At 46.1% G+C, this 25,339-nt stretch carries 32 protein-coding genes, 1 tRNA gene and 1 pseudogene; 22 read left to right on the top strand and 12 right to left on the bottom strand.

Annotated elements, in window-relative coordinates; all coding sequences use genetic code 11:
* The first annotated feature begins 105 nt into the window (after window positions 1–105).
* The gene (gene ilvN, locus ACLGGO_RS08695; protein WP_446337344.1) at window positions 106–624 is read left to right on the top strand and encodes an acetolactate synthase small subunit; all 519 of its coding nucleotides are present in this window, start codon (window positions 106–108) and stop codon (window positions 622–624) included.
* A gap of 136 nt (window positions 625–760) precedes the next feature.
* Here the strand turns inward: ilvN and ACLGGO_RS08690 are convergent, their stop codons facing one another.
* Complete coding sequence (locus ACLGGO_RS08690) at window positions 761–2,251, bottom strand: M23 family metallopeptidase (protein WP_446418997.1); 1,491 nt, start codon at window positions 2,249–2,251, stop codon at window positions 761–763.
* 181 nt (window positions 2,252–2,432) lie between these two features.
* Complete coding sequence (locus tag ACLGGO_RS08685; RefSeq protein WP_446418996.1) at window positions 2,433–3,293, bottom strand: biotin--[acetyl-CoA-carboxylase] ligase; 861 nt, start codon at window positions 3,291–3,293, stop codon at window positions 2,433–2,435.
* Window positions 3,294–3,356: 63 nt separating this feature from the next.
* Between ACLGGO_RS08685 and pgeF the strand changes: the two genes are divergently transcribed.
* Window positions 3,357–4,154 carry a peptidoglycan editing factor PgeF gene (pgeF, locus tag ACLGGO_RS08680; protein WP_446418995.1) on the top strand — a complete coding sequence of 266 codons (798 nt, stop codon included), beginning with the start codon at window positions 3,357–3,359 and terminating at the stop codon, window positions 4,152–4,154.
* Window positions 4,155–4,237: 83 nt separating this feature from the next.
* Here the strand turns inward: pgeF and ACLGGO_RS08675 are convergent, their stop codons facing one another.
* The 5 genes and pseudogenes from ACLGGO_RS08675 to ACLGGO_RS08655 all read right to left on the bottom strand — a co-directional run bounded on the left by ACLGGO_RS08675 (window position 4,238) and on the right by ACLGGO_RS08655 (window position 7,568).
* Window positions 4,238–5,038: a TPM domain-containing protein gene (locus tag ACLGGO_RS08675; protein WP_446337340.1), complete on the bottom strand. Its 801-nt coding sequence runs from the start codon at window positions 5,036–5,038 to the stop codon at window positions 4,238–4,240.
* A 176-nt stretch (window positions 5,039–5,214) separates the two neighbouring features.
* Window positions 5,215–5,766, bottom strand: a complete 552-nt coding sequence (locus ACLGGO_RS08670) for a DUF948 domain-containing protein (protein WP_446337339.1) — start codon at window positions 5,764–5,766, stop codon at window positions 5,215–5,217.
* 11 nt (window positions 5,767–5,777) lie between these two features.
* On the bottom strand, window positions 5,778–6,131 hold the full coding sequence (locus ACLGGO_RS08665; protein ID WP_446359876.1) for a YtxH domain-containing protein: 354 nt from the start codon (window positions 6,129–6,131) through the stop codon (window positions 5,778–5,780).
* 181 nt (window positions 6,132–6,312) lie between these two features.
* Window positions 6,313–7,125 (bottom strand): annotated as a pseudogene (locus ACLGGO_RS08660) (RNA-guided endonuclease InsQ/TnpB family protein); the annotation flags it as partial.
* A 116-nt stretch (window positions 7,126–7,241) separates the two neighbouring features.
* Window positions 7,242–7,568: a hypothetical protein gene (locus ACLGGO_RS08655; RefSeq protein WP_446418994.1), complete on the bottom strand. Its 327-nt coding sequence runs from the start codon at window positions 7,566–7,568 to the stop codon at window positions 7,242–7,244.
* A 258-nt stretch (window positions 7,569–7,826) separates the two neighbouring features.
* Between ACLGGO_RS08655 and ACLGGO_RS08650 the strand changes: the two genes are divergently transcribed.
* From ACLGGO_RS08650 to ACLGGO_RS08590, 13 genes are all read left to right on the top strand, one after another.
* Window positions 7,827–8,156 (top strand): hypothetical protein, encoded by a 330-nt coding sequence (locus tag ACLGGO_RS08650; protein WP_446418993.1) that lies wholly within the window; start codon window positions 7,827–7,829, stop codon window positions 8,154–8,156.
* The gene (locus ACLGGO_RS08645; RefSeq protein WP_446418992.1) at window positions 8,156–8,938 is read left to right on the top strand and encodes a hypothetical protein; all 783 of its coding nucleotides are present in this window, start codon (window positions 8,156–8,158) and stop codon (window positions 8,936–8,938) included. Before ACLGGO_RS08650 ends, ACLGGO_RS08645 begins: the two co-directional genes overlap by 1 nt.
* Window positions 8,939–8,955: 17 nt before the next feature.
* Complete coding sequence (locus ACLGGO_RS08640) at window positions 8,956–9,444, top strand: hypothetical protein (protein WP_446418991.1); 489 nt, start codon at window positions 8,956–8,958, stop codon at window positions 9,442–9,444.
* The gene (locus ACLGGO_RS08635; protein WP_446418990.1) at window positions 9,431–10,042 is read left to right on the top strand and encodes a hypothetical protein; all 612 of its coding nucleotides are present in this window, start codon (window positions 9,431–9,433) and stop codon (window positions 10,040–10,042) included. Before ACLGGO_RS08640 ends, ACLGGO_RS08635 begins: the two co-directional genes overlap by 14 nt.
* On the top strand, window positions 10,035–12,050 hold the full coding sequence (locus ACLGGO_RS08630) for a hypothetical protein (protein ID WP_446418989.1): 2,016 nt from the start codon (window positions 10,035–10,037) through the stop codon (window positions 12,048–12,050). Before ACLGGO_RS08635 ends, ACLGGO_RS08630 begins: the two co-directional genes overlap by 8 nt.
* Before the next feature lie 11 nt (window positions 12,051–12,061).
* Window positions 12,062–12,910, top strand: a complete 849-nt coding sequence (locus ACLGGO_RS08625) for a hypothetical protein (RefSeq protein ID WP_446418988.1) — start codon at window positions 12,062–12,064, stop codon at window positions 12,908–12,910.
* A gap of 127 nt (window positions 12,911–13,037) precedes the next feature.
* Window positions 13,038–13,385: a hypothetical protein gene (locus ACLGGO_RS08620; RefSeq protein WP_446418987.1), complete on the top strand. Its 348-nt coding sequence runs from the start codon at window positions 13,038–13,040 to the stop codon at window positions 13,383–13,385.
* A 57-nt stretch (window positions 13,386–13,442) separates the two neighbouring features.
* Window positions 13,443–13,739 carry a hypothetical protein gene (locus tag ACLGGO_RS08615; protein WP_446418986.1) on the top strand — a complete coding sequence of 99 codons (297 nt, stop codon included), beginning with the start codon at window positions 13,443–13,445 and terminating at the stop codon, window positions 13,737–13,739.
* Window positions 13,739–14,332 (top strand): hypothetical protein, encoded by a 594-nt coding sequence (locus tag ACLGGO_RS08610; protein WP_446418985.1) that lies wholly within the window; start codon window positions 13,739–13,741, stop codon window positions 14,330–14,332. Before ACLGGO_RS08615 ends, ACLGGO_RS08610 begins: the two co-directional genes overlap by 1 nt.
* Window positions 14,329–15,582, top strand: coding sequence for a hypothetical protein (locus tag ACLGGO_RS08605; protein ID WP_446418984.1), 1,254 nt, complete (start codon window positions 14,329–14,331; stop codon window positions 15,580–15,582). The genes ACLGGO_RS08610 and ACLGGO_RS08605 overlap by 4 nt, the downstream gene beginning before the upstream one ends.
* Window positions 15,582–15,962 (top strand): FHA domain-containing protein, encoded by a 381-nt coding sequence (locus ACLGGO_RS08600; protein WP_446418983.1) that lies wholly within the window; start codon window positions 15,582–15,584, stop codon window positions 15,960–15,962. The genes ACLGGO_RS08605 and ACLGGO_RS08600 overlap by 1 nt, the downstream gene beginning before the upstream one ends.
* Entirely contained in the window at window positions 15,963–16,238 is a 276-nt protein-coding gene (locus ACLGGO_RS08595) for a hypothetical protein (protein ID WP_446418982.1), read from the top strand.
* The gene (locus tag ACLGGO_RS08590; protein ID WP_446418981.1) at window positions 16,225–16,617 is read left to right on the top strand and encodes a hypothetical protein; all 393 of its coding nucleotides are present in this window, start codon (window positions 16,225–16,227) and stop codon (window positions 16,615–16,617) included. The genes ACLGGO_RS08595 and ACLGGO_RS08590 overlap by 14 nt, the downstream gene beginning before the upstream one ends.
* Here ACLGGO_RS08590 and ACLGGO_RS08585 read toward each other — a convergent pair.
* Window positions 16,601–16,861, bottom strand: coding sequence for a hypothetical protein (locus ACLGGO_RS08585; RefSeq protein ID WP_446418980.1), 261 nt, complete (start codon window positions 16,859–16,861; stop codon window positions 16,601–16,603). The genes ACLGGO_RS08590 and ACLGGO_RS08585 overlap by 17 nt on opposite strands.
* A 98-nt stretch (window positions 16,862–16,959) precedes the next feature.
* On the opposite strand from ACLGGO_RS08585, the gene ACLGGO_RS08580 reads away from it, so the two are divergent.
* Both ACLGGO_RS08580 and ACLGGO_RS08575 read left to right on the top strand, forming a co-directional pair.
* A complete protein-coding gene (locus tag ACLGGO_RS08580) occupies window positions 16,960–17,244 on the top strand; it encodes a hypothetical protein (RefSeq protein WP_446418979.1) in 285 nt (94 codons plus the stop codon).
* Window positions 17,213–17,356, top strand: a complete 144-nt coding sequence (locus tag ACLGGO_RS08575) for a hypothetical protein (protein WP_446418978.1) — start codon at window positions 17,213–17,215, stop codon at window positions 17,354–17,356. Before ACLGGO_RS08580 ends, ACLGGO_RS08575 begins: the two co-directional genes overlap by 32 nt.
* Window positions 17,357–17,566: 210 nt before the next feature.
* On the opposite strand, the gene ACLGGO_RS08570 is transcribed toward ACLGGO_RS08575, so the two are convergent.
* From ACLGGO_RS08570 to ACLGGO_RS08560, 3 genes are read right to left on the bottom strand one after another with little or no spacing between them, the layout of a single operon-like run.
* Window positions 17,567–18,388, bottom strand: coding sequence for a hypothetical protein (locus ACLGGO_RS08570; RefSeq protein ID WP_446418977.1), 822 nt, complete (start codon window positions 18,386–18,388; stop codon window positions 17,567–17,569).
* Complete coding sequence (locus ACLGGO_RS08565; RefSeq protein ID WP_446418976.1) at window positions 18,375–18,707, bottom strand: hypothetical protein; 333 nt, start codon at window positions 18,705–18,707, stop codon at window positions 18,375–18,377. Before ACLGGO_RS08565 ends, ACLGGO_RS08570 begins: the two co-directional genes overlap by 14 nt.
* Window positions 18,704–18,943, bottom strand: a complete 240-nt coding sequence (locus ACLGGO_RS08560; RefSeq protein ID WP_446418975.1) for a helix-turn-helix transcriptional regulator — start codon at window positions 18,941–18,943, stop codon at window positions 18,704–18,706. The genes ACLGGO_RS08565 and ACLGGO_RS08560 overlap by 4 nt, the downstream gene beginning before the upstream one ends.
* A gap of 373 nt (window positions 18,944–19,316) precedes the next feature.
* Here ACLGGO_RS08560 and ACLGGO_RS08555 point away from each other — a divergent pair, with 373 nt between their 5' ends.
* From ACLGGO_RS08555 to ACLGGO_RS08535, 5 genes are read left to right on the top strand one after another with little or no spacing between them, the layout of a single operon-like run.
* The gene (locus tag ACLGGO_RS08555; protein WP_446418974.1) at window positions 19,317–19,733 is read left to right on the top strand and encodes a hypothetical protein; all 417 of its coding nucleotides are present in this window, start codon (window positions 19,317–19,319) and stop codon (window positions 19,731–19,733) included.
* The gene (locus tag ACLGGO_RS08550; protein ID WP_446418973.1) at window positions 19,714–20,019 is read left to right on the top strand and encodes a hypothetical protein; all 306 of its coding nucleotides are present in this window, start codon (window positions 19,714–19,716) and stop codon (window positions 20,017–20,019) included. Before ACLGGO_RS08555 ends, ACLGGO_RS08550 begins: the two co-directional genes overlap by 20 nt.
* A gap of 1 nt (window position 20,020) precedes the next feature.
* Window positions 20,021–20,491 carry a hypothetical protein gene (locus ACLGGO_RS08545; protein WP_446418972.1) on the top strand — a complete coding sequence of 157 codons (471 nt, stop codon included), beginning with the start codon at window positions 20,021–20,023 and terminating at the stop codon, window positions 20,489–20,491.
* Between the two features lie 56 nt (window positions 20,492–20,547).
* Window positions 20,548–23,658 (top strand): DnaB-like helicase N-terminal domain-containing protein, encoded by a 3,111-nt coding sequence (locus tag ACLGGO_RS08540; RefSeq protein ID WP_446418971.1) that lies wholly within the window; start codon window positions 20,548–20,550, stop codon window positions 23,656–23,658.
* A complete protein-coding gene (locus tag ACLGGO_RS08535) occupies window positions 23,648–24,721 on the top strand; it encodes a site-specific integrase (protein WP_446418970.1) in 1,074 nt (357 codons plus the stop codon). The genes ACLGGO_RS08540 and ACLGGO_RS08535 overlap by 11 nt, the downstream gene beginning before the upstream one ends.
* Window positions 24,722–24,937: 216 nt before the next feature.
* On the opposite strand, the gene ACLGGO_RS08530 is transcribed toward ACLGGO_RS08535, so the two are convergent.
* Window positions 24,938–25,010: transfer RNA gene (locus tag ACLGGO_RS08530), tRNA-Phe, on the bottom strand.
* Window positions 25,011–25,339 lie beyond the last annotated feature (329 nt).

Here is a 25,339-nt window from a genome sequence, read left to right as displayed (position 1 = left end):
TCCGTCAGCAGAATCTCCGTGTCTTTAGACCGGAGAGTGTCAAGCCAAGACCCGATTATACATAAGCAAGAGGCAATTGCCTTTGTGCCATTTTGGTGTTAGCTGATGAAACACACCCTTTCAGTTTTAGTCGAAGATGAAGCCGGTGTCTTAACTCGCATCGCTGGTTTATTTGCCCGTCGCGGCTTCAATATTGAAAGTCTCGCCGTAGGTCCTGCTGAAAAAGTTGGGATTTCACGGATTACGATGGTAGTGCCTGGGGATGAGCCATCGATTGAGCAACTAACCAAGCAACTCTACAAACTGATCAACGTGATCAAAGTTCAAGACATTACCACCACCCCTTGTGTTGAGCGGGAATTGATGCTGATCAAAGTCAACGGCACCAGTTCCACGCGATCAGAGATCATTGAACTCGCCCAAGTGTTCCGGGCGCGGGTGGTGGATATTGCCGAGGATTCCCTGACGATCGAAGTTGTGGGAGACCCTGGAAAAATGGTCGCGATTATCCAGATTTTAAGCAAGTTCGGACTTCGGGAAATAGCCCGGACTGGAAAAATCGCCCTGATCCGCGAATCCGGTGTCAATACCGAATATCTCAAGTCTCTGGAAGCCAAAGTCTAGGTGACGTACCCAGAGCTGCCCTTACGGGACAGCGTGGGCTTCTGATGCCTTGAATAAGGCGCTAAACCTTTGTACAGAACCTGCCCCTTGTGAATGTAGAGACGTTGTATGCAACGTCTCTACATTACCTGTATATTCAGGAGTCCGGTTGCTGGATCGCCTGCGCCACCTTCAGCGCCTCAATCAGTTGAGCCATAGCATATTCTAAATGAGCGCCAGCATCAACCGCCACCCAGCCATCGGTGGTTTGGTGACGCCACTCAAAGTGGAGATGGGGACCGGTAGAAAAACCAGTACTACCGACAAGCCCGATAACACTGCCTTGATCCACCGATTCACCGGGTTGAACAAAAATTTCCGACAGGTGAGCATAGCGGCTTTCTTGAGTGCCTTCCTCATGGCGCAAGATCACCGTCAGTCCGTAGCCGCCCAAGAAATCAGCCGTCGCCACCTCACCAGGAGCAACAGCCAAAACAGGTGTACCTGTCGGGGCGGCTATATCTGTACCGGAATGGAAACGATAAGCCCCAGCAATTGGATGCATCCGCCAACCGAATACTGAGGTAATTGCCGCCGGAATGGTTAAGGGAAAGATAAAGCTGGCATTGCCGACTAGAGGACGCCCTAGAGGTCGGTTAGAGAAATTATAGTAAGTCAGACCCGTGGGAGTGGTTTTGGGTGATGCCGTTGTGGGCATAGAGGAGACACCAGGAGGGCGAGTAAACTGTCTGCTCCGAGGATTCACATACGCTGTCACCCGTTGAACTGACCTGACTGGCGGACTCACACTGGCGCTGAAGGCAACCGGAGGTGCAGGGAGTCGAGTTATTTGGGTTCCAGTTCCTCCTGGGAGTTGATGAGGTTGACGTTGAATGCGTCCCGCCTGAACCCCCGCCTGAACTCCCGCCTGAACTCCCGCCTGAACCGTTTGTGTTTGTTGTCTTGGCGCAGCTTGACCTCCACAGCTCCCACTCACCAGTTGTCCATTGCGCGACACCGTTTGACAACCCGTTGACCGCTCGGTAAGAATCACGGCTGGTTTAGCAGGACTTTGGGTTGCGCCCAGGCTGTAGTTTGTCCGGTCAATATAGCTATTATTCGGTGCGGCTGGGGTTTGAGCGGCTTCCTGAGTGGGGGAAGGATTAATAATAACTTTCGGGGGTTTGGCTAGGGTGGCGGGAGCTGGAATCGATAGATTCGGCGCGTCAAGTCTCGGTTTGGGAGCCGGGGGTGTCGCCACTGTTGGTGTAGGTGCGGCGGGAGCCGGAGCAGGTGCTGGAGGCTTGCTCACACTAACCGGTGCGGGGGCTGGGGGTTTAGGGACAGGGGGAGCAGGCGGTTGGTACGCGGGTTTAGGTGCAGGTGCTGGGGGGGCGACAACGACTGCTGGCGCTGCGGGTTTAGGTTGGGCTGGAGGTGCTGGGGGCGGCGGGGTAAATTTAATTACAGGGGGAGCAGGCGGTGCAGCTGGGGCTATACCTGTATCTATTGGTGCATCGGTTTGAGCAACGACTAGACCACTACTGATCACACCCAGCCCTCCCATCAAACTGATTCCTTGCTTAAGCCAGGGATATCGGTAAAATACGCCTGTTGGGGTGGAATTGGCGACGGTTTTTTTATTCATTTGCGACTCACTCCTCATCCTCACTGTCTATCAATATCGAGTAAAAATTTTCAGTCAATTTAAAGGGATTTAATTGGACTAGAACACCGATTCATTAATCAAAACCATAAACTGAAGCGTCTCAACCCAGTAACATTGGCGACTCCAACCTGATTTGTTGACGTTTGACAGACAAGGACATTCAAGGCACGTCTTGAGGATAACCCAGACTAATTGTACCGGGCTTGAGGTGAATTTCTGGACGGATTGCGGCGTCAGCATTTGCATCCGTTGCATCAGCTGAGGTCAACCCAACCCTTAGATCACCCCTTGACGTGACTCCTTTGACGATGCCAGGATTTCCGTTGACCTGAATCGAGGCTCCCTGATGAAACAGTAACCCTTGATAGGACAACCGTAAATTGTCAATGCCTGATTCTAACCCGTAGTGATACCCCGATCGCAATCCCTGTATCACGATTGCCGCTAACATTTCTCTTGAAGTTACGGCTGGACTCGTTGGTTGAGTCTCAAAAAAGGATTGTAAATTAATCCCTGTTTCTGGCACAGGATTGCTCCAGTTAATGCCTATACCGATAACAGCTTTGGTGATTTGCCCCTGAGATAGGCGGGTTTCGGTAAGAATTCCACCTAACTTATAGCCCAGCAACAGCAGGTCATTGTGCCATTTAATCAGGACGGGAATACCATAGCTTCTCAACGCGGTAGCAACGCCCCAAGCGCTGCACATTGTGAGCTGGGCGCTATTGGATGCTGCCAAATTAGTGGTTAAAGCCAAGGATAAGTATAACCCACCCGGAGCGGATTGCCATTGCCGTCCCCACTGTCCTCGTCCAGCCGTCTGTTGATCGGCGATAACCACGATGGGCGGTGTTGTTCCTCTATCCAGCAATTCCCAAAGGGTTTGATTTGTAGACGAGAGGCTATCAAATAAATAGACGGGAAGCCCTCGGATTTCTTGAAGTCCTGGGAGTCCAGAATGGGATAACTGTTGCGTGACGGTTTGGATGGCTATTTCCAGAGCTTGTTGATTAAGTACCACTACAGCTTAAAGGTTAGCTAAGCTAGCTTATTGTACGGCTCTTCTACCCTTTTATCCTGAACAATGCATACGTGGCACTGGCAAACTTGGGACAACTTACCGTATCTAACCTGTAGCCTTCTAGAACCTTGGCATCATGGCTTTTTCACCTCCGCTTTTTCACCCCGTCCCCCTGACCAAATCGTTGAAGCCCTGCAACCCGAAGCGACGGTTTATCGGGTACGCCAAGTTCATGGCAATACAGTCCTAACGCCGTCGGAATTTATCACGATTGGTGCAGTTGGTCAAGGGGAGAATCAGACACCTGAAAAACCTGCGGCTGATGGTATCTTCACTGAAAAGCCCCAGCAAGCTGTATGGGTTTGCACGGCTGACTGTACGCCTGTGCTGATTGGAGATGAAAAAACGGGACGAGTCGCGGCTATTCATGCGGGATGGCGAGGAACCGCGACTCGAATTGTGCCAAATACGATCGCGCGATTCCTGGAGGTAGGTAGCCGCCTAGAAAATCTCCGGGTTGCCATGGGACCTGCGATCGCGCCAGAAGTGTATCAAGTCTCGGAAACCGTTGCCATAGAAGTGGGTTCTACTATTATCCCTAAGGATAAAACAAATACCCCTGAATCGATTTTGGATGAATTACAGCAGCTTCCCCATTCCCCCATTTTCGATGATCCCCATCCGGGACGAGTCCGCTTAGATGTGCGACGGGTGAACGCGATACAACTCGAACAACTCGGCTTAGATCACGAGCAAGTTGCGATCGCGTCTCACTGTACCTATCAGCAACCGGAGTATTTCTTCTCCTATCGTCGCACTCAGCAAAAAAATGTGCAGTGGTCAGGAATTGTCAGCAACTAAGGCTCCAGAGCAGCAAGCAGACATGATCAGGGCGCATAGACATGCGCCCCAACCAAGTTATTACTGATTCAGCCAACCCATAATTACATTTCCGACGCTGTCGTTTGACCAATAAATGGTGACAGGTAAGCCACTAACGCCCCTAGTGCAAAAGCCAGGACATTTCGGAATAAGGGCAACCATTCAGCAGTTCGAGTGACAACTGGACCGATTCCGAAAGCAATGAACAGAATACCCCACAAGGGAGAAAAGATTAACGCCCATTGCCAAGCCACAAGTTGTCCATCTTTGCGAGGAATCGCCGCAAATCCTAAAACCACACCACCTACCAATGAGGTAATCAGGGTGAGAATCCACTGTTCTTGAGGCAAGCCTGGAACAACCTGACATCCACCTTTATTTAGGCAAGTTTTAACCGTATCTAATGCATTGACAATTGCCTGGTTTTCCCCATTCTCGCGTACAAAGTAGAGGTTACCAAAGCGTGTCTGTAGTTCTACCCAAAAGGTACGAGGTAGAAATTGATATAAATCGTCGCCCACATTAAAGCCCAACAGATTACCGCCTCGTGGGTCAGCAATCAGTAAAACGCTTTTATCATTGAGTCCCCAGTAATCGCGAACGGCTAAACCGGGTGTACGGTCATATTGGGTTAATACCCGCAGCTTCCAACCTGTTTGTGCTTCAAAGGTTTCTATGTCTTGAATTAGGGCTTCTTCCTGAAGCTGAGGCAGCAGATTCGCCAAATCAATAATGGGAGTCTGGGTTTTCGGGAGTAGGTCTGGGTTGTTATAAGCCTGGGCGGATGGTGCGATCGCCCAAACAGAGCCAGCAATACAAAATGCTGCCAAGATTACCAAAAATCGTTTTAAAAGATCCAGCATTGCGATACACAAAACAATGGACAGGGACGGGATATCTTAAACGGGAGATAAGGTCAGGTTAAGGTAAAGATTTCTTTACACTTGTTTACTTTACTCTAATATTTGGGATTTGTCATTCGTCATTCGTCCTTTATTTGCTCCGCTGCTCCTGAAGCCCCTCCGCTCCAGGATCACTCCTACTCCAAGGGTTCCTCAGAAGATTTGATACCTTCATATTGCCGAGGAACAGGAGCATTATCCTGAATTTCCTCGTAGGAACGCTCATACTGCGGTTCAACCCTATCCAGTTCAGCATCTTGTTTTTGCAGATCAACAGCCTTGCGTTCAGACAGAGGTAAGCGATCAAGGGAGCGACGCCTAGTAGCAGGGTTCCTCCAGGTTTTCCAAGCCGCCTTGACACCGGCGACAACACTACGAGTGCCGATTTGCGCTTTTTTCGCCTGATTTTTTGCACCCTGGATGCTTTGATCAACTTGTTGCACCACTTGACCGGCGCTTTTAACGCCCTCATTCATATCATTGCTCAAATCACTAATTTCTAAACCCGTCAGGCGAATCGACTCTAAAGTTGGCGGTAATTCCCGCCGCAGCGTATCCGCTAACTTTTCCACACTACGGGCTGCTCGTGCTAACTCTTGCAGCGCCGGTAATGCTGCCACTAAAACAGCCGTTAAGCTGACCGCTACTAATAAAATGGATAGTCCGAGCCAAAATAGAGGATCAATCACCGACAGGTTGCCTACACTTGATGGTCAGAAGCGGACATGGGGGATTCAGTCGCCACGTCAGATGGAGACGAGTTGAGTTCGTCTCGTGTCCGGGCGGAAGCCTCTCGTCCGGCTGCGATCGCGTCTCGCAGTCGTGTCAGGGTTCCATCCCAGTTGCGTAGGGCAGATTCTGAAAGGCGATCGGCTTGTAATTGTACAGTTGTTGATAGATCTTCAGCCAAATCAGGTAGGGCATCTGTGGACTTTTTCAACAACCGTCGTGTATCCCGACCTGGACGCGGGGCAATTAGCAATCCGGTTAGAGTGCCAATGACACCCCCCACAACTAAACCCCCAATAAATGCTCCAGCACTCTTTTTTGACATCGTTTGATCTCTATCCTTACACCAATTTTAGGCAGATTTGCTCGGGGAATTTGATGAGAAATCCCTGAAGACTCTGCTCAAGAACGCAGATCACAGTTAACTTGTGTTCTCGATAGCTCCCTTGTAGCGTGACATTCTCCCTCACTAATTTCTAAAAATATAGTGAGGGCTTCTAAGTATGATAATGGAAGTCCTTGCGAGTGTTAGCGATTTGGTGATGTGTCCAGCCTACCTTTAACCGGGCTTTTTCGTAGTTACTTGACCGCTTACTTTTCCGGGCTAGCCTACGTTGCAGTAATTTCAACTTGCTCTGTAGTTCTCTGAAAAAGCCTGCTGGCTCGACAATTTCACCGTCGCTGGTTGCCAAAAATTTTTCTAACCCAATATCCACCCCGATGGCGTTTCCCCCTGGCGTCGGCTCAAAGTCTAGTACGTCTACATTGCATTGAATTGCCAGTACCGCGTACCACTTATCTGCCTTGCGTACCAGCCGCACCTGCTTCACCTTAAATCCATCGGGTATCGGGCGATGCAGGTTGATTATTACTGCCCCTAGTTTGGGCAGCTTTAATTGATTGCCAATTACCGGAGTTTCCTTGAACTGGAGAAACAGTAAGGATTTAACCTGCCCGTATTTCTTAAACATCGGAAGCCCGTACCCTCTTTTTGTGAAAAATTCCCAACTTTTATGCAACTGCTTAATCGCTTGCTGCAATACTTGGGATGGCACTTTCTTCAGTTGAGGGTACTGTTTCTTGGCTTTAGGCAAACTGTTTATCTGCCTGTACTCGTCTGGAAACGGTTCATCGGCGGGGGTTATGTACTCCTTGACTAGAGAACACCTATCAATTGGAGTCTTTCTACTATTGCACCAATCCTTGATTTGTCGCCGTCCATAGTTGTATGTACCACGACAGACTTCCAGCCACTCGGTTATCAACCTTTGTTGAGCGACGTCTGGATAGATCCGGTAGCAGTAGTTTAGAGTTATCATGCTGCAATTTTAACTCAATTACTGACGATTCATCCCACATCAAATCTTAGATTATGATGTAGGTCTTCTTGCCGGACTTTGATAAAGGGGGGAAATTGGCGCAAGGTTCAGAGTTTTCAACTTTTGGCAGGCGATCGCTTCCCATGACGGCGTCGCCTAGACCGATAGGTCTTTTGGATCAAGCCCAACACCATCAAGACCCGCTGCACTCGTTGTAACTGAAACTCTAAATGCTGATAGCGTTTTTTTAATCCATGGACACCGATCTGCCCTCTAGAGATGGCTTGGGGAGCGCCATGTAAGACCCTATAGGTACTTCGTTCAGCCAAGGCGACAATATCAGCCGCCGCTGCTAGCACCCGTCGTAACTTCCAAATCCGCCACGCCAGATAAAAACCAAATAGCGAGATCAGCAGATTGAAAATTATAACAACAATTAGCATGTTTAGGGATTGGGCAGTGAACTGTCGCATCTATATCAAACAGATGCACCATTAATTCCAGGATACTAACCGTTCTCGCCCTACCTAAATCTATATAAATAAGCTTTTGGGAATGCCAGGAGGCGGACTTGAACCGCCGACACGGGGATTTTCAGTCCTAGTACGGTAGTTTCGGTACATTGTATCGTAACGTATATTGCATAAAAAGTCAAAAGCAAAAATTCCGTTGCAACAAGTGTAGTGTAAGGGAAAGGATTTATGGCTGAACCAACGATTGAGCAAGTATTTGGGGCAAACTCAACTCAGAATTTAGATGACTGGGTAATTTCTAAGTCCGATCTACAATCTGTAGGATTAACCCCAAGTGCCACCAATACAGCTGAGTCATTGTTTGTAGCACTTTTTTTAATGGCAAAGATTTATTTGAATCAAATAAATCAGCAAACAAACCCAGACATTCAAGTAACCATCGAAGACGGATTTCCATCTCTTGTTGAGCGAAATGGAATAACTTATCGCCAAAGATCGTTCAATGTTTACTTGGAAACTCCTGATTCTGGGAGTGAAATTGATCCGGATAACTTCTAATGATTGCTATTACAACGGAATCTTTTATCTCTGCACCTATTGATCAGAATATTCTTGTCAATGAATTGGTGCTGGCAGCTAGTAGGGCGGGATTGGGGGAGCCAATAGACGCTTATGCGTCTGGAACAGATAAATTCTTGGTTTTTCAAATCACTCAAGATATCGTAGCAGCTTACGGAAAAGTCTATTTGCGTTGGCAAATCAGAGACGATCGAAGAATTTACGCTGATTTATTTTCTGATTGGACTGTTGCCACTCATTCAGGAGTAAATAGTAGTGGCAATTACTTCCACTCAGACTTAGATGGAACGCAGGGTATTAAGGTCTGTACCGTAAACGGAGGTGCTGAATTTCAACTTGTAATTATTTCCCAAGGAACTCGAAGGGTTTGCTTGGGTGGTATATCGCCAGACCAAAAACCTGATTGGTGGTCTTTGAATAGCTGGAACTATTATTTTGTTCCTGATTTTAATGATTATCGACGATTTAGGACGACCACTTTAAATCCTTATGGTAACGTTTATCACGATGTAAATTTAAACAATCCTCGCATGAAGTCAGCGAATATTTATACTGGACGGCGAGATATTCTGCGAGGAATATTATTTTTTTCTCAATCTGGGCAAGGCATAAGTGGGAGGTCCTCTGATTCATTAGCCTCCGCCTCAACGTCAGGAACCAATTTGTTTAATATCTTGGATATACCTGAGTCAACTGAACAGTTTCTGGTTCTTCACGATGGCAGCGAGGGCGGGGGATTATGTTGCCAAATTTCAGAATAATTATACAGAGCAAGCTGATGTTTTTTTTGAGTTCTTCTTATTTAGCTTCGGGAGGGCAATTAAGATGTAAAGCCCAGAATCAAATTATTAACATTTACCAAGACTCAGCAGCCCTTATATCAAACGGAAATTATCAAAAAATTAGAAATTCTTACTACCAAAATTACAATTGTTTATTTACAAGGATTTTTGGAGTTGGAGGATCTCAAAATGATTCTGTATTGACAATAAAAAAGAATGGTCTAGGTTTACTGCCGAATATAAATAGTCCAGAATCGTTATTAGTGAGCCTTTTGGCTAAAGCTTTTCAAGAAGAATCTGGAAACAATGGCAATTTTTTATTTATATCTTTAGAAGGGACTACTTTCGTAAAAAGAAATGACCTAAACTGGCGCAAGCTAAGGGTGAGTGTTAAATTTAGAAAAGTAACAGAACCAACTGACTACAGTTTTTTGCAGGCGAGTACCTTAATAGAACCAAAGGATTATAACTATGAGCTATTGTAAAAACTTCTCTAGGGCAATAGTTGAGTATGAGTTTAAAGGAGAGGAAAATTCCCAGATCCGCAGATTTGAAACGGAAAAAACCCCTTTTGAGGTAACGACAGGATCAATTCCAGTTTTTGCTAGCGACAATTATGATCCGAGCGGGTTTGAGATTTATTTTTACAGCCCCAATAATTACGGTTGGATTAGGAGTAGGGTAATAGACTTCATAATTTACGAAAGCACAACGAAAACTTGGGACGGACTTCCATACGCAGGTATAGCACGATTAGGTTGTGGCAAAACCGATTATCAAAGAGCATCAGATGGAACAATTACCGGGACAGGTATCAGACCAAGTACCTTGGAAATCGATAAATCCATAAAATGCCCGCAGGCAATGGGAAATACTTGCCATATAAAAATCTTTTACAAGGGAGAGGTGATTCACCAAGACCAAGGAAAATGTCCTCTAAGTTACAACGTCGATTGTGATCCTTGTCCGCCAAACACGATTAAATGTGTGGAAAACGAGAAGGTGAAATGCGTTCCTTGCTCGACTTTTTTGGAACCCCTGAAGGGAATGGTTAATACGATTAAGGGGATTAACAATGGCTGATTGCTGTGCCGATCTTAGAAGAGAAATCTCGGCATTAAGAAGAGAGATAGCAAAGCTTGACGGAAAATTTATCCGCAAGAGCGATCGCGGCTCCATCATTAAAGAAGGTGGCAATTTAGGGAAAGCTATCACACTTCCACTCGTTGGGGGAATGATTGCGACTCAAGTAAGTCCCGTGCGGGCGACTGCTACCACCGCATTGGGTAAAGCTCAGCAAGCCTGGGGGACGGCTTCAGTTGCTCAAAATACCGCTCAATCAGCAGCTACTGCTGCCACTGGCGCGGCTAGTTTAGCAGCTAAAGCGATGTCTATTGCGGCGGCGGCAGCGGCAGCGATCGCGGGCATCCTTGCAAGTATTGCGGCACTCAAAGTTTTGGGTAGCCGAATTGACGCTTTGGAACGGCGAATAGACTCGTTAGCTTCAGACATAAGCAAACTTTATAGCGTAATTACGCCAATCAAATCAACGGCTCAACGTGCGTTAGAAACAGCGCAACGCGCTTTAACTAGAGCGTTAGTGCCAGGACCTAAGGGTGAACCAGGACCAGCAGGTAAACCTGGATCAGCAGGTAAACCTGGATCAGCAGGTAAACCGGGAGTTGATGGTAAACCGGGAGTTGATGGTAAACCTGGACCAGCGGGTAAACCGGGAGTTGATGGTAAACCTGGACCAGCGGGTAAACCGGGAGTTGATGGTAAACCTGGACCAGCGGGTAAACCGGGAGTTGATGGTAAACCTGGACCAGCAGGTAAACCGGGAGTTGATGGTAAACCTGGACCAGCAGGTAAACCGGGAGTTGATAGTAAACCAGGACCAGCAGGTAGACCTGGACCAGCAGGTACGCCTGGACCAGCAGGTAGACCTGGACCAGCAGGTACGCCTGGACCAGCAGGTAGACCTGGAGCAGCAGGTAGACCGGGACCAGCAGGTAGACCTGGAGCAGCAGGTAGACCGGGACCAGCAGGTAGACCGGGAGTTGATGGTAAACCAGGACCAGCGGGTAAACCGGGAATACAAGGTAAACCAGGGAAGGACGCAAAATTGGACCCAGCAATGAGATCTCAGTTGCAACGCATTGAAACAAATACCCGCGATAACAAAAGTTTGTTGCGGCAAGCAAAGACTCAGGTTGATTCAGGTTTTAAGAAAACGCAAGAACAGGTTGGTTCAGGTTTTAAGAAAACGCAAGAACAGGTTGGTTCAGGTTTTAAGAAAACGCAAGAACAAGTTGGTTCAGGTTTTAAGAAAACGCAAGAACAGGTTGATTCAGGTTTTAAAAAAACGCAAGAACGTTTTGATAAGTTGTCTAAACGATTGAAGCTGCCAGAAGTAATCAACGTACTTACATTAATAACAGTGCTGCACAACGCAGCCATGCTCGCTGTTGATATTGGGAAAACATTACCGGATGTGGCGTCAACCGGATTGGCGGTTATTGGCATAAAAGATGAAGATGGCTCGCCAATTAACATTGGTGAAGTGTTGGGCAGGCAAGCTACCGACTTTATGCGGTCTATTCTCGGAGAGAGTGTATGGAATAATGCAGTGGCTAAATGGAAAGCGGCTAACCGAATTTATCAAGCCGGGGCTAATGTGGCGGGGATTGTAACCAATCTTAGTAACGATGTTCTGAATGGGATTGAGCTTGTTAGTGAAAACACGGGGAAAATTGGTAATGCATTAAAACGAGCTAGGGTTGTAGCTGAAGACGATTACAGATGGATGCCGGAACAGGTAACGCGCGGATCTCTGCTTTTTGAAAGGATTGAAAATTTAGACGAGGCAGCCAGTACGGTTCAGCAAATATTCCAGGTACCGCTTGACGTGAGAGAACAATGGCTAGAATTGAAGAAGGCTAATGAAGAATTTGAACGAGTGATAGAGGAAGAAGCCCCTCGATTGCGAAATGACAATCAACCGGTCAAGACGTTGGCTGAGGAACAAAAAGCAGAATCACTCTCTCATTTGATAGACGATCAAACTTTTACAGGATTAGGGGACGTTTAGGGGGACATTTAATGCCGTTACCATCAAATTTCAGCCCAACAGAACAGTTCCAAGATACCCTGAGGCGGGTCATGAACCCTAGGGTAAGGGCGCACTTTAAGGACGTAAACCTAGATGATGATTTGAGTTCTGATCGTGGACAGCTCAAACGTGCGGCATTCCATGCCGAAAAGGATACCCTTGTGCTAACTGTCGGGAAGTTGATCTTGTATTTGACCTTAAAGCTAGAGCAGCTTTTTATCTTGATTGGAGCCAAAGAGGGGCTTGAACAGGAACTCATTCCTCAATACCACCTTAGAGCAGTAAATCACCCCAAGATACTTTTATTCTTTTCCCAAGATGATGGGGCAGTACCTGTTAAAAAGATAGCAATTACAGCACAGATCTCGTTTAGGCTTACGCGATACCTCAATTACAAAAAGCCAGGGGAATTGGGAGATGTCATTGACGAAGCCGAATTAAGGGCGATTGCTATTCGCATCCGATCAGAATTCAGAAATTACGTCTGGACTAAGGGGGACGAATTATACATTTACGACGTCCCCCTTGACGGCTTTTTTGGTTCCAAATGCTTTAGTCGGAATAAAGCTCAAGCAGAAGAAGTCTTCGGCAAAGTTTGTCGAGTCGCAGATAAAAGATTTGACAAAAAAGTTTTGAAATTGGGACTGACTCCGAACAAACGATCAAATAATAACCCCACGGAGACCGTTATAGCTTACAACAATCAGACTCAGAAAGAACCAGTGTATCGTCCCACAGCAAGGGTTCGATTTCGGCACGCGGTTTGCTTCGCTGGAAGAAATCAGCCAATTGTGCTGGTGGATGATTCTGGGTTGCTGGCAAATCCACTTGTTCGCTAGCGTTAGTCAAGCTAGCTAATTTAAAGATTTCTTAAAACTTTAACAAAACACCTAGGTGTTTAACTGCTGAGTTGCGAGATGGGAATAGGGTAAATTGGTTTAGATGTAAAGTGAAAGACAATAGACTATGGCAGTTGCAAGCAAAACTATCTCAAAAGAGACTGCATGGATTAAGGGCGCGGAAGGAGTGCCTATCGGGATAAAACTCGCTAAAAGAAAATACAGCAGCATCGCCGCGACATTAGGCATAGATTTTGCAAATACAGCCCCCGCCAATGGTATTAAGGCGGATTCCTTAAACGATGCCAGCAGAAATGGTGTATTTTTCCTGGACATCTCTTACGAGGTAGCCGGAGGAAAAACACAGGTAGCTACTGTCCCAGTGGCGACCGACAAGGCTGACACGGCTTTCAAGGCAATTATTGGTCAGACATGGGACGGCAAAAAAATCGTGTCTGCAAAAACTCCACGATAGACTAACCTATCGGAGTTGGAAGAGAAGACGCCCATTTAAGAGAGGTTACAGAAACAAATGGCAGACGTAAACATAATAGTACTAGGATCTCCTGATCCAGCGAATTTAAACGGAATTGGGTCTGATATTAACGCCGTGTGGGACGGGACGGATTTTATTTATGCAGACGGGACAAATAACGCCGACTTACCAGATTTGGCAGTGGCTTACTTAGCTGACGATCCGACAGCACAGCAGGTCGTTAAAGTACTTGAAGCCGATCTGCAAAGTGCACGCCCAAACGATGCCCTGACGATTTTGCGGACGACACGGACGACAGCAGTTCCAGCCGGAAAAACAATCGTTGCGCCTTAATGTCATATCAAGTCAGAGAAGTCAAGAGCCAAGAAGGATTTTTACTTTTACAACCCACAGAGCAGCTAAGTAGTTCTGACTTGATATTTCGCTTTTCTGAATTTGGGAAACAAGGAGATTTTTTAGGGTATATTCGAGCTTACTGGAAAGAAGTCGGAATTCAAGGCTTAACTTGGGCTTCTGAGAGCTTTCCGTTTAGAAGCGATGAGCCTGTCAGGGTAATTTTCGACTCCGCTAGAGTTCCTTATAGGCTTTATATCGAGCTAAAACGAGTGGTAACTCGATATCACTGGACTATTTACGAAAATATTGAGTCGGGCTTGGTTGCTTGGCAGCCAGAATGGTCTATTTTGTCAACGAGTCTTGTTTCGTCTGGAGATTTTGCGGAACTCAAGGCAACTATCACATCTGTTAACCTAACAAACGATCTTGCGGGAATTCTGCCAGAATCCTTTAGACCAGTCAATCAAATAACTTACACAAACTTAGATGGAGATAAGTTTGGAACTTTTACTATTTTTTCAAATGGACAAATAATTATTTTGTCTGGAAGTCCGCCGTACAAGCTAGATATAATTTTTAGGATAAGATGACTACCATTTTTTACAATACACCAGACCTATTTCGGTTAGACGCTGAGTTTTCGGGTGCACGAATAGCAATTGACAGTGTTACAAAAATTGCCAATTGGGATGCCGCCTTTAAGCTTGACCTGAAAGGGAAAATATCTGGCGATATAGAAGACGTAGCCAGTCCAGGTAATTTCTTGGCAGATTTCCCTCTTAAGCTTAAATTCACTAATTTAATAAACGGGGCTACGGGAAGATTAATCATAGATAATTCAGGGGCGACAAAATATGACCTGTTTGACAATTTTGTTGGCGATGGAATCGCCTGGGATGGTGACTATCGAGTAAATCGAAATGGAAGAACAATACTGGATTTTATCTATGATTCAAATACAATCGAATGGTCTACCACATATAAAGAAGCCGTTCCTATTGAATACGGGGTTTTAACCTTGAGATTGTCCCCCAATGGGGTGAACGACGGCAACCCAGAAACTCCATTCCTAACATTGAATGGAAAAAGTCCGGAAGACGTTGGGGCATTGAATTGGGTAAGGCGCAATCTTCTGTACACCAATAATCCATCCAGGTACAAGCAAGATTCCCCAGACAACTCAGTAATAATCGAAGTAGAGGAAGGTGTTGTAGAGCAACATTGTTACCTTGTTGATCTCCCCGATTTTGGGATTACTTTGCAAGGTTTGATCAATCCAGAAACTGGAGCAAAGCCAGTTTTTGACACGGTTAGGCTGAACTCCCCTCCAGTAGAGGGGGAAGAAGATGAACGAACGCAATTTCTAAGGTGCTGCTATATAACGGCGCGGGAAGTTACTTTAAAAGATCTAGGATTTAGGAATTTAAATGATTTAATGACAGTAAGCCGAAATTCTCGTGTTTCATTAGAAAATATTGAATTTTTCCCGGAAGGTAGCATTTGGTGCATTGATCTATCATCTGACAGTAGACTGAAGGCAATCAAAGAGATGAAAATATCTACCAATCAACTACAACAGAAGGGCTTTATAAAAATTAGGAGCAGATCAGATGCAAACTTTAGCAATGTAGGTTTTGCCAACCTCAGTAATTACAATGCCGGACTTATATTTAATTTTCCTGCGGGAATAAATTTTGAAAGTTTTATTGAGTTAACGGAATTTAGCTCATTAAAGATATCTAATGCACTTCAATATGTTCAAGGAACAGCAACGGCGGCAGAAGTGATCAAGAAAGATGGGACAGCTTCTTTTGCTCAATACCCAGATATAATTTTGTAATGCATGAGTTTTACATTCAGATTGATAAATTAAATCCTGTAGAAGTAACCAATCTCAAGGCTTTTAGGATTGGCAGAATCTTTACCAAAGAACGGGAAATCAAGTTTATAATTAACGACAGGACTATCTCTGCAACCCATTGTACCGTTTCATTAGTCAACGACAATAAAAATCCACACTTTTGGATTTGGGATGGGGACGGGAAAACTGGGTCTAAGAATAAAACTGTAGTTAACGGGTTGCGATCACTAGATGGTTCGGCAGTACAAGAAACTGACAAAGGCTGTCCCGTGTATCATGGTGATTTTGTAAACATAGCAAATCACACAGTTAAGTTTATGGTTTCTAAAGTCACCGATGAGGGGAATTCTACTTTATAAATGGATTCATCAATCATAGAAATAATAGTGGCTGTGGTTGTTGGGCTCTACGTCTCCAAGACCACAATTGATAAACGATTTGTTGAGTTGCGTGGCGAAATGGATCGACTCAAATCATCGCTAGACAAACGATGCGATGAAATTGAGTCTTTTGTACGGCGAGTTGAGGCGATCGCCAATGCGACGGATAATCAGCTAGACAAAAATATCAATATTTCTATTTTACATAAAAATGCAGACTCATTTGAATCTGACTCAAATTTTGACGATCTTTGAATACTTGCATACACTTCAAAGACCAGCAGGAATAATTTACAATAAGAATGACCTTGTTGTTTGGCGGAACGAAGCCTCTATCAGGCTAATGCAAAGATGGCGTCGGCAGTTTCCACGATTTGAAGTTCCTAACTGCACAAAAGATTTGCAAAATTCGCTAGATCTAAAGAATTTCAAAAAAGACATTCTTGAACTTAATCCAATCACTCAACTGCCGTCACCCGTTTTCCTGGAAAAAAAATACGAGTTGACTTTTTCAGGCGTTGGGCATATATGGGTTCGCGATAGATTTTACAAGCTTGTTTTTGGCTTCAAAACTTATCGAATTTTTGAAAACATAAGTAGTTCCATTCCAATTGGAATTATTCGCGGCGATTAAGCCCTATCCAGGCTTTCCACCAGTAGTACGCCTCGGTTCTGTCTGGGTCGCTGAATCTGGCTCTGGAAACTAGCTCTTCTGCCTTTTCCGCTCCAACGGCATTGATCAATTTAGCCTTTAACTGTGGGCTGGGTTCTTGGCGGGGTAATGCTAATCTTTGAAATGGCGTGGGTTGTTTGTGTCGTTTTCTTAGATAAGCTGTTGCCAAAATCGCAGCGACGACTAGACAAATAATTAGCCGCATATTAAACAATCGCTAAACTTTGCTCACTATAATTTGGAAGTGACGGAAGTTTAGCGATCGCAGTACAACTGAAGTATGACCTAAATCAGTGTACTGCCATGATTGTAGCGTTTGTCGGCTTGTGTCTACTGGTAGCTGGAGCGTTGATGGTTTGGTTGATAGTGACCGCCCGTGAACAACGGAAACCTGGGTGGAAACCGCCAGCGGGCAAAAAGGGGCGCAAGTTAGATCCACAATTACAGAGACGACTGGAATTACTGGCGGGAAGTAAGGAGACGGCGCGACGGTTAGTGATAGCTGTAGCCCGCAGTAACCCTAAGAAAAGTACGCGGTGGTGTCAAGAGAAGGCGATTGGTGATCTGGAACGCGATCGCAGGGCATGACTTACCCGCTGTCTGTGGCGGTTGTCGTATCGAAGGTGGCAACCGCTGCACATTGCCCGAAGGTTTTCGGGGCGGCAGTCATGGGGCTGATGGTTCAAGTGGGCGGTGGTGAGAGTGTATCGCTGCTTTTTTAAGTCCAAGCCGATCGCGCTCAACTGCTCCAGGTGATTTTCATGGATGAAAGCTTTCCAGTCCTGCCCCGGTCGCCGGCAAATTCTGCTGCAAAACTCGCAGCGCCACCCGGCTGCGGACTTAATCGCCAGTGCGATCGCGTCCCAATCGGGCGGGTATAGCTCACGTTTCATCGGCATAATTACCTTACTTAGTCCATTGCCTCAATTTCCATACTTTTTCCTTGGACTCTCACATAATAAGTACAAGGACTTGAATCCCATTTGTCTTCCGGAACATTATCTTCATCATCTTCATTGCCTTCTGAGTAAAAAGCCGTGAGGTCAACTTTTACTAAAATGCTATCTTCGTCTTCCTCAAATAAAGTAACATCATTTATAACGATCTGATGCGTCTCCACCCACGAATCAAAACCAGCTTCTGAGGGGGCATGTGAACTCACAGATTCGGCGGTAGTGTCATCAAAAGGATTTGATTGTTTTTCCCAAATATAGGACGTAACCAGTAATTCACGTTCAAGAAAATCCTGAATTTTACTTTTCAACTCTGTATCAATTTGATGTTTCACTTGCTGTTCCTGAAGTTGTCCAAGAAGGTTCCATTCCCTTATCGGATATGGAATATGTGGTTCGTCGGCATCTTCCTTGTATTCATCTCCGAATTTTTGGTGTGTCGGGTCGTACCGATCTTGTCCTATCTGAATATACGAGTGGGAATCGCCAATGTCGTTGATGCCGCAAACGACTGAAAATTCAAACTCCTTACTGCGTAAGACATCTGCCATCAATTCCGTCGCCGAGTCGCAGATCAAAAAGTCGTCACAGGGATTTAGCAAAGCGGCAAGTTCCGCTTCAAACTCGGAAATTATTCGCTCTATTTCTTCCGGTTTTTTTGCCTTGATGAGCTGGTCGTTGATATGACGCGGAATTGATCGGGCTTCTTGCCAGGTAAGCCCGTAAAACCTAACTTCAAATTGAATGCGGCTTGCGCCATTAGGTTTAAGCTGTCTCATCGTCGAATGCCTCCAGTTCTTTTGCTAACGCCTCTCCTATGACTTGATAGATTTGTTGCTGGTCAGAGTCAGAATCCAAGCCTGTTACCTTTTGCTGAGGCACCGTGTGCTCTATCGATATCAATTTGAAGTAGTCGCGAAGGATTGCCGCGTCCTCACTGTCCTGCGACAAAAACAGGTACTCGCATCCATAGACGATCTGAATGCATGGCGTGGAATCTTCGCCTGAGTCGCCTTGGGAGTTCCAGTCGATCCAGTCAATGCGGTCTAAGTTAAGGGTTAGCGTTGAGAGTTTGAGAAATCGTGATGTTTGGTTCATGGTGGTGGGTCTGGTAGGTCGTCAAGACTCATTCCTGCTTCGGCTAAAAGCTTAAAGAAAGCTTTGACTCGGACAACATCCAGCCGTGCATTTAACTCGCCACGCACGTAGCGACGAACCGTGCGCTCGTCCCATCCGAGTACACGTCCAAATTCAGCCTGGGTCATACCGTTTCTTTTTCTTATTAGCTCCAGCACTTTTCCAAGGTTGTCAAAACCGACGTTTCGCTCTACCATTGTACACATAACCGGGCGAATCGCCCGGTTTTAGCCAAACCACAAGCGCAAAAGAGGAGCTCGGTGGTACGGGGACTCCTCTTATGCGCCCTATAGGATACCGCGTTCTGTGTGAGCGCGATCGCATTTAACTTTTTTGCCTATGAGCCAATTTCGCTAATCGCCCGATAGCCGGCGAGCAACCACGCCCGTGTCACAAGCTCATCTTTTCTCTACTCCTTAGCAACAATACCCTGACCTCAATTGACAAATTTTGCCCATGAACAATCACGCGATCGCCCGATAGCCGGCGAGTTCTAGCCTAAAAGCGAACAAGAATCTTATTTTTTCTATTGGAGTAGGGGAGGCAACTCCCCTTTTTTACCTAAAAACCATGGGAGCACTAGAAGAATTCTTTGAGGAAGACCAACAAGACACCCAATCCAACAACACTATTGCTCATCGACAACTTTTTTATTGGCGACGAAACACGCCACAAGCGTCAAAATGCCTGCTTAAAATTCACCCCCTAAGGGCGAATAAAGCCGTAGTAATAGCCGACGACTTACCCGACAGCTTCTTTACGGTTTGCGATGACTTTCCTTATCTTTTGGAAACCGTCTCAGCTTACTTCGGTTTAAACAAAGCACAAACTGCTTGGTTCGAGCCTTGCTGGGAGGGAAAAGGCTATTACTATCAGCTCTTTCAAACTATTGGGAAAACTAACTGGAGGGTAATTAACGAAGCGGATCTGCAATCACTTCTTAATAATGAGCGAATAGAGGAAGTCAATGGATCGAGGAAAATTTGAGCAGTTTATCGTGATTGCCCTAATTGGTAGTGCATCCGCAGAAAGATATAAGAGGCGAAATAGCGATCTGACCGCTTGGGGCATTGGCTCCTTAATTGATAGAGCCAAGACCTATTGTGATTCTGCCTGGAATCTTTGCTCTGAATCGAATTTCACTACTTGTGTGCTTTTCGCTGAACTAATCGGATCTGCTGGATTTGATCGCGATTTGCATAGAGATGATTATTTGTCTCTTTTTGATCGAGCGGAAAGATTAGCCCATCTAGAAGGACAGAAGAAAGAATAAAATGCCCAGAATAAAACGAATCACAAAAATAACCGCAGAATTTTTAGTTTCCACCGGAAACTACTGTAATGAGCGGATTGGCTTTGAAGTTGAACCCGACTTCAAAGATTTAGATCCGGAATCACTGGCAACGGATGAAGAGTGGCAGGAATCGATAAATGAAATTGTAGATACCTTGAGAAAAAAGGCGACGGCGGCAATCGGAAAACCCGCTGAAGACCTTTATCGCGAAAAATATCGACTTGAGAATGCCGTGGAATTGTCGATCAACAAATTGCAAGAACTAACAAATCAGTACAATCAACTGAGAGATTTTTTTCGCGCTCAAGGCATTGCAGAGATGCCGCCAATCCCAGAGTATTTGAAGTTGTTGCGGCCTTCAAAGGAACCAGAGAGAGAATCCATTATCGTTGCCACGGGAGAGGTCGAGGACGACGACATCCCTTTTGAAGTCAAAGATATTCGCCTTTAACTTTTGCTGTAAACCAAACCAAGGAAAAGGGGGTAACAAAATACCCCCCCAAAAAAATGACAGAATCTACACTTAATCTTCAACTTGACTCCTATCTTAGCACGCTTCCACCATCAAATATAGATGCGGAAGAAGACATCTTAGGGGGCATCATACTTGACCCCGAAGCCATGACTAGAGTGGTCAACATCCTGACCCCAGAAGCCTTCTTTGTCGGCGCTCACCAAGAAATCTACCGAGCGGCATTAACTCTATACGAAGAGGAAAAGCCGACAGATTTCATGACTATCACCTCTTACTTGTATGACCATAAAAAGTTAGACAAAGTAGGAGGACAGGGCAAGATAGCGCAGTTGATAGGACGCACGGTGTCAGCGGTCAACATTGACCGTTACGCAATGTTAGTGATGAATAAGTTTTTTTGCCGTAAACTTATTGAATCCGGTAATTTCATCGCGACCATTGGAGCCGATCCATATTACACAGTAGAAGAGTGCATAGAGAAAGCTCGAAATCGACTAGAAGAAACTTTCGCCATTCCCCTGAAAAAGGAGGACAAGATAGGGGCATACCACAAGCGCCTTATTGCAGCGATTGAACGGATCGAACTAACAGAAGAAGACCCGAGCTTAAAGTACCTCAAATTAAAGGAATGCGCCAAAAGCTTCAAGCTTTCAGCCAAAGAGGTCGATGAAATATGGATGAAGTATCTTATTTACAGCGAGGGGGCTGGAGAACTACAGAGCTTTAGCCAACTTTTAGCGAAAGGTGTTGACTATACTAAGTGGGTTCTCCAGGGACTGCTAAGACAGGTCGGGCTTACGATTCTTCATGCCCCAGGAGGAGGATTCAAAACAACATTTGCTTATGATTTGTTGTACTGTCTTCTCAAGGGAATCCCTTGGGAGGGGTTCCCCGTAACATCGAAGAAAAGAAGAGTTTTAATCATCCAAACCGATGAAAACATCTCGGATACCATACCCACCTTGATGGCTCGGGGTTATGATGAATCCCTTGACGTAAGCTTTGTTGATCGCTGGAACATTCAAAATGGCGCAGCCTTCAACAGATACCTATCGGAATTTGATCCGGATATTGTTCTTATTGATTCCTTATTCTCTGTTTCTAGTGGGAGCCTTTATTCGGAAAATGATGCTGAATACGCCCGCCCAATCCTGCTGATCAACAAAATCGCTCAGGAACGGGGCAAACAGGTGCTTATGATCCATCACAGTAACGCTGAGGGCGGATTGCGTGGAACTGGAGCGATTAAAGCCAGTGCTACAGCAGTCCTGTCACTAGCTCCAGACCCAGATCATCCTGGACAAGATAGCCCCTGGAAGATATTGTCCATTGAAAAATTTAGAGGTCGATGCTTAGCCCGTTACTTGTTAGAGTTTGTTGCCGAGTTCCGCCGCTTTATTTGGCACGGCGAGTACAAAAAGCAGGATGAGTCTTCCAGCTTAAAAGATAGGATCGTCAAGTTTTTATCCGCTCATCGCAATACCCGATACGAAATTGAGGAGCTAATGGAGTTTTGCGGAGGAGCAAAAGCTTCGATACGCCGTGCGGCGGGGCAGCTATCCGCCGCTGGAATAATCAGCTCGTGCCGCAAGTCCCAGGATCGGAAAACGGTCTATTTCTTAGAGTGGGACGGCGATGATAATGGCGGTGGCGATTGGGACGGCGATGGCATCGATGCTCCAAGTGATCCATCGCCTGAGGATCGGATCACTAGCGGATCTTTTGATGATCACTCAAATGGATCTTTCTCGGGACTCGCTCTACCAGGGGATTGCAGCGACTTGGGTACGGCGAAAGATCCAGTGATCACTGAAAATCCAAATCTTCAATTAAGTAAGGTGACCGAGGAAAATTCAGAAGGTGCGATCGCACGAGAAGGGGTGGAACCTGAAACCCAATCACAGCAAGAGGAACAGCCGTCAGATACAAGCGATCACCCAAAAGATCCTCTGCCGATCACCCCCCGATCCACTACCGATCCTGAAGTGATCACTAAAGATCAGTTAGCCAACTGTCGCGGCCTATCAATTCGGCAACCGTTCGCCACCCTTATCGCCCAGGGGCGAAAACGATATGAAACCCGTGGGCAAAAGACAAATTATCGTGGGACGGTTCTTATTCATGCTCCTCAGGAAATTGATAAGCATTCATTTAAGCGGATCGTCAAAGAGCAGGATGACCCAGCGCTTTTCCCCACCAGCCAGGTAATAGCCGTGGCGGAATTAGCTGATTGCATTTTCATGGATGAAAGATTCATCAACGAACAGCCAGACCAGGAATTGGCTTATGGATTGTGGGAGCCTGGACGCTGGGCATGGAAGCTTGAAAATATCCGCCCGCTCAAACAATCAGTAATGGGAACCGGAGCGTTGGGTTTGTGGAAGCCGAATGATCTTTTGATGGATCGGCTAGGGGGTGCGGAACTGTGCGATCGCGTAGACGATCCAAATAACCCCAGCACGGAACGATGGGAATGTGTGCAGAAATGCCTGATTCAACTGGCTAACTATCCAGATATTCAAGAAGAAGTCTTGGCAGCATTTACCACGGTTATGTCCCAGCGTCAGAAAGATGAGGTGATGCGCCGCATCACTTCAATTGCTGATACCGATGAAGCCCCTGGCGTTGAACCGGTTACTGATACCGATGAAGCCCCTGGCGCTGAACCAGTTACTGATACCGATGAAGCCCCTGGCGCTGAACCAGTTACCGATACCGACAATGAAGCCCCTGGCGCTGAAACCGTTACCACTCCAGATATATTTGATCAGATAGAAGTAGGGGATAGGGTTTGCCGATCTAGGGAAAATGGCGACTTGGGTACAACCGGAATTGTTACAAAGAAGATACTTAGCCCCCGCCAAATTGAAATTCGTTTCCCCGACTCCGTGGGTTCGTCAAAACTAAGAACCGCGACCCCAGAGGAACTGGAGGCATTAAGGATAAAAATTCTATGTCATTTAAGGACGGGTACTAGGATTAAGTTTGGGTCTTGGACTGGCAAACTTTCTTCAAAATGCAAAAACGGCAAATGGTACGTTTTCTGGGATGGATTTCCCGGTAAAGGGATTCGCAAAAAATATGGTGAGCCGCCAAAGAAGGCTATCGCGCCCCAGGACTTGGAGGTGATCGATGAGTCGTAACCCTAAGGGGTCGGTAACTGTTGAGTCAGTGCGGGGACGGCTGCGTCTACGCCTTCCCCGATTTTGCCCCACGAGATATCTCTCTTTAAATCTCGCTGACACTGCCCGAAACCGTAAAATAGCCTTAGCCAAAGCCGGACAAATAGAGTCAGACATCGTATTTGAGCGATTCGATATCACTCTCAATCGATACAGAAACCCATTGCAGCTTCCCCAGAACAAAACCCCACTAGTGGAAATTTGGGACGCATACGTTGAGACTCGGACAGTAAGTCAGACCACCAAGGACACTGACTACAAACGGGTACGCGATCGACTGACCGCCTACCCCGCAACCTTGGATAAAGCTATAATTTTTAAAAACTGGCTGACTAAAAACTACAAGCCGGGAAGCGTGCGGCGAATTTTAAGCCAGCTTCGATCGGCGTGTGAGTGGGCAGTAGAGGAAGGCTTAATTGAATCCAATCCGTTTGCTATGCTTCCAAAATCTCAACCCAGCACCTCTACACCAGACCCATTCACCCGAATGGAACAGTACACCATTATCAAAGGGTTTGAGTCGAACCGTTACTACAGCTATTATACGGACTTCGTGAGGTTTTTATTTTGGACTGGGTGCAGGACAAGCGAAGCGATCGCTCTCCAATGGCGGCACGTTGATCAAAGCTTCAAGTTCATAACATTTAAAGAGGCGCTGGTAAATGGAGTCCGCAAAGACACCAAGACCCATAAGCCCCGACGCTTCCCGATTAACCAAGCCATTCGGTTTTTGCTGGAAGACAGAGCGCCCGATCCGCCCGACCCAAACCAACTAATCTTTCAATCCAAACAGGGACTAGCTATTGACCCACACAATTTTCTGAATCGGGCATGGCGATCGGTGTTGGGGGAATTACCCATCAGATACCGAAAACAGTATTGCACCAGGGCGACCTTTATTACTCTTTGCCTTGAGGAGGGTGTCCCGGTGGCGCAGGTTGCTGCCTGGGTTGGAAATTCGCCGAAAACAATCTGGCAGCATTACGCGGGAATAGTGAGTGCGATCGCAGTTCCGGAGCCATAAACGATCGCCATTCGAGTACCAGAAAAATTCGCTCCGAAACCACTCGATCTAGCTAGGCAATGGATGCAGCAAATTGACCCAAGGGACAAATAATATCCAAACGATATTCATTTCAGCCCAAAACCCCTAAAAACCTCCCTTTAGCAACAATTAGTACACAAATACCAAAAGACGCTACACTCTCGCAGTGCAGCGCTTTTTAGTATGATATATTGATGCCAGGAGGCGGACTTGAACCGCCGACACGGGGATTTTCAGTCCCCTGCTCTACCGACTGAGCTATCCCGGCTTGTTATCCTTGGCGCTTAACTCGCTTAACTAAGGTAGCAAACTTAACCAAGTGTTGGCAAGTCCGATCACAAATAAATTTTATTTAGCCTACCTGGGGTCAGAGCGTTTAATATCGCCAGTCTTTAATTATATATCAATAGCGTACAATTAAGCCAATCGAGTCCACATCTGAAATCTCCTAGAGCGCTAGTCCCGGTACTTCTTATCCCGGTTAACGTGACGCGGAAGTCTCTACCCAAGGGCGAAGTAGGGTAGGGATAGACAGCGGATTTATAGAGGAACGGAAGCAATCTATGGTTATCTTAGCATCTAGGACGTAAGCCCAAG

Source organism: Coleofasciculus sp., assembly GCF_046565525.1.
In the GTDB taxonomy this organism is placed as follows: Bacteria; Cyanobacteriota; Cyanobacteriia; order Cyanobacteriales; family Coleofasciculaceae; genus Coleofasciculus.
The sequence above is the reverse complement of the archived record's forward strand: the minus strand, read 5'-3'. Positions and strand labels throughout refer to the sequence as shown.

What these genes read in the sequence shown, in the direction of transcription:
- ACLGGO_RS08580 (WP_446418979.1), top strand. Translation starts at nt 16,960, where the DNA reads ATGATTGTAGCGTTTGTCGGCTTGTGTCTACTGGTAGCTGGAGCGTTG.
- ACLGGO_RS08665 (WP_446359876.1), bottom strand. Translation starts at nt 6,131, where the DNA reads ATGTCAAAAAAGAGTGCTGGAGCATTTATTGGGGGTTTAGTTGTGGGG.
- ACLGGO_RS08655 (WP_446418994.1), bottom strand. Translation starts at nt 7,568, where the DNA reads ATGCTAATTGTTGTTATAATTTTCAATCTGCTGATCTCGCTATTTGGT.
- ACLGGO_RS08690 (WP_446418997.1), bottom strand. Translation starts at nt 2,251, where the DNA reads ATGAATAAAAAAACCGTCGCCAATTCCACCCCAACAGGCGTATTTTAC.
- ACLGGO_RS08560 (WP_446418975.1), bottom strand. Translation starts at nt 18,943, where the DNA reads ATGGTAGAGCGAAACGTCGGTTTTGACAACCTTGGAAAAGTGCTGGAG.
- ACLGGO_RS08540 (WP_446418971.1), top strand. Translation starts at nt 20,548, where the DNA reads ATGACAGAATCTACACTTAATCTTCAACTTGACTCCTATCTTAGCACG.
- ACLGGO_RS08605 (WP_446418984.1), top strand. Translation starts at nt 14,329, where the DNA reads ATGACTACCATTTTTTACAATACACCAGACCTATTTCGGTTAGACGCT.
- ACLGGO_RS08570 (WP_446418977.1), bottom strand. Translation starts at nt 18,388, where the DNA reads ATGAGACAGCTTAAACCTAATGGCGCAAGCCGCATTCAATTTGAAGTT.
- ACLGGO_RS08595 (WP_446418982.1), top strand. Translation starts at nt 15,963, where the DNA reads ATGGATTCATCAATCATAGAAATAATAGTGGCTGTGGTTGTTGGGCTC.
- ACLGGO_RS08565 (WP_446418976.1), bottom strand. Translation starts at nt 18,707, where the DNA reads ATGAACCAAACATCACGATTTCTCAAACTCTCAACGCTAACCCTTAAC.
- pgeF (WP_446418995.1), top strand. Translation starts at nt 3,357, where the DNA reads ATGCATACGTGGCACTGGCAAACTTGGGACAACTTACCGTATCTAACC.
- ACLGGO_RS08545 (WP_446418972.1), top strand. Translation starts at nt 20,021, where the DNA reads ATGCCCAGAATAAAACGAATCACAAAAATAACCGCAGAATTTTTAGTT.
- ACLGGO_RS08610 (WP_446418985.1), top strand. Translation starts at nt 13,739, where the DNA reads ATGTCATATCAAGTCAGAGAAGTCAAGAGCCAAGAAGGATTTTTACTT.
- ACLGGO_RS08620 (WP_446418987.1), top strand. Translation starts at nt 13,038, where the DNA reads ATGGCAGTTGCAAGCAAAACTATCTCAAAAGAGACTGCATGGATTAAG.
- ACLGGO_RS08625 (WP_446418988.1), top strand. Translation starts at nt 12,062, where the DNA reads ATGCCGTTACCATCAAATTTCAGCCCAACAGAACAGTTCCAAGATACC.
- ACLGGO_RS08535 (WP_446418970.1), top strand. Translation starts at nt 23,648, where the DNA reads ATGAGTCGTAACCCTAAGGGGTCGGTAACTGTTGAGTCAGTGCGGGGA.
- ACLGGO_RS08650 (WP_446418993.1), top strand. Translation starts at nt 7,827, where the DNA reads ATGGCTGAACCAACGATTGAGCAAGTATTTGGGGCAAACTCAACTCAG.
- ACLGGO_RS08615 (WP_446418986.1), top strand. Translation starts at nt 13,443, where the DNA reads ATGGCAGACGTAAACATAATAGTACTAGGATCTCCTGATCCAGCGAAT.
- ACLGGO_RS08555 (WP_446418974.1), top strand. Translation starts at nt 19,317, where the DNA reads ATGGGAGCACTAGAAGAATTCTTTGAGGAAGACCAACAAGACACCCAA.
- ACLGGO_RS08675 (WP_446337340.1), bottom strand. Translation starts at nt 5,038, where the DNA reads ATGCTGGATCTTTTAAAACGATTTTTGGTAATCTTGGCAGCATTTTGT.
- ACLGGO_RS08585 (WP_446418980.1), bottom strand. Translation starts at nt 16,861, where the DNA reads ATGCGGCTAATTATTTGTCTAGTCGTCGCTGCGATTTTGGCAACAGCT.
- ACLGGO_RS08640 (WP_446418991.1), top strand. Translation starts at nt 8,956, where the DNA reads ATGTTTTTTTTGAGTTCTTCTTATTTAGCTTCGGGAGGGCAATTAAGA.
- ACLGGO_RS08600 (WP_446418983.1), top strand. Translation starts at nt 15,582, where the DNA reads ATGCATGAGTTTTACATTCAGATTGATAAATTAAATCCTGTAGAAGTA.
- ACLGGO_RS08550 (WP_446418973.1), top strand. Translation starts at nt 19,714, where the DNA reads ATGGATCGAGGAAAATTTGAGCAGTTTATCGTGATTGCCCTAATTGGT.
- ilvN (WP_446337344.1), top strand. Translation starts at nt 106, where the DNA reads ATGAAACACACCCTTTCAGTTTTAGTCGAAGATGAAGCCGGTGTCTTA.
- ACLGGO_RS08635 (WP_446418990.1), top strand. Translation starts at nt 9,431, where the DNA reads ATGAGCTATTGTAAAAACTTCTCTAGGGCAATAGTTGAGTATGAGTTT.
- ACLGGO_RS08645 (WP_446418992.1), top strand. Translation starts at nt 8,156, where the DNA reads ATGATTGCTATTACAACGGAATCTTTTATCTCTGCACCTATTGATCAG.
- ACLGGO_RS08630 (WP_446418989.1), top strand. Translation starts at nt 10,035, where the DNA reads ATGGCTGATTGCTGTGCCGATCTTAGAAGAGAAATCTCGGCATTAAGA.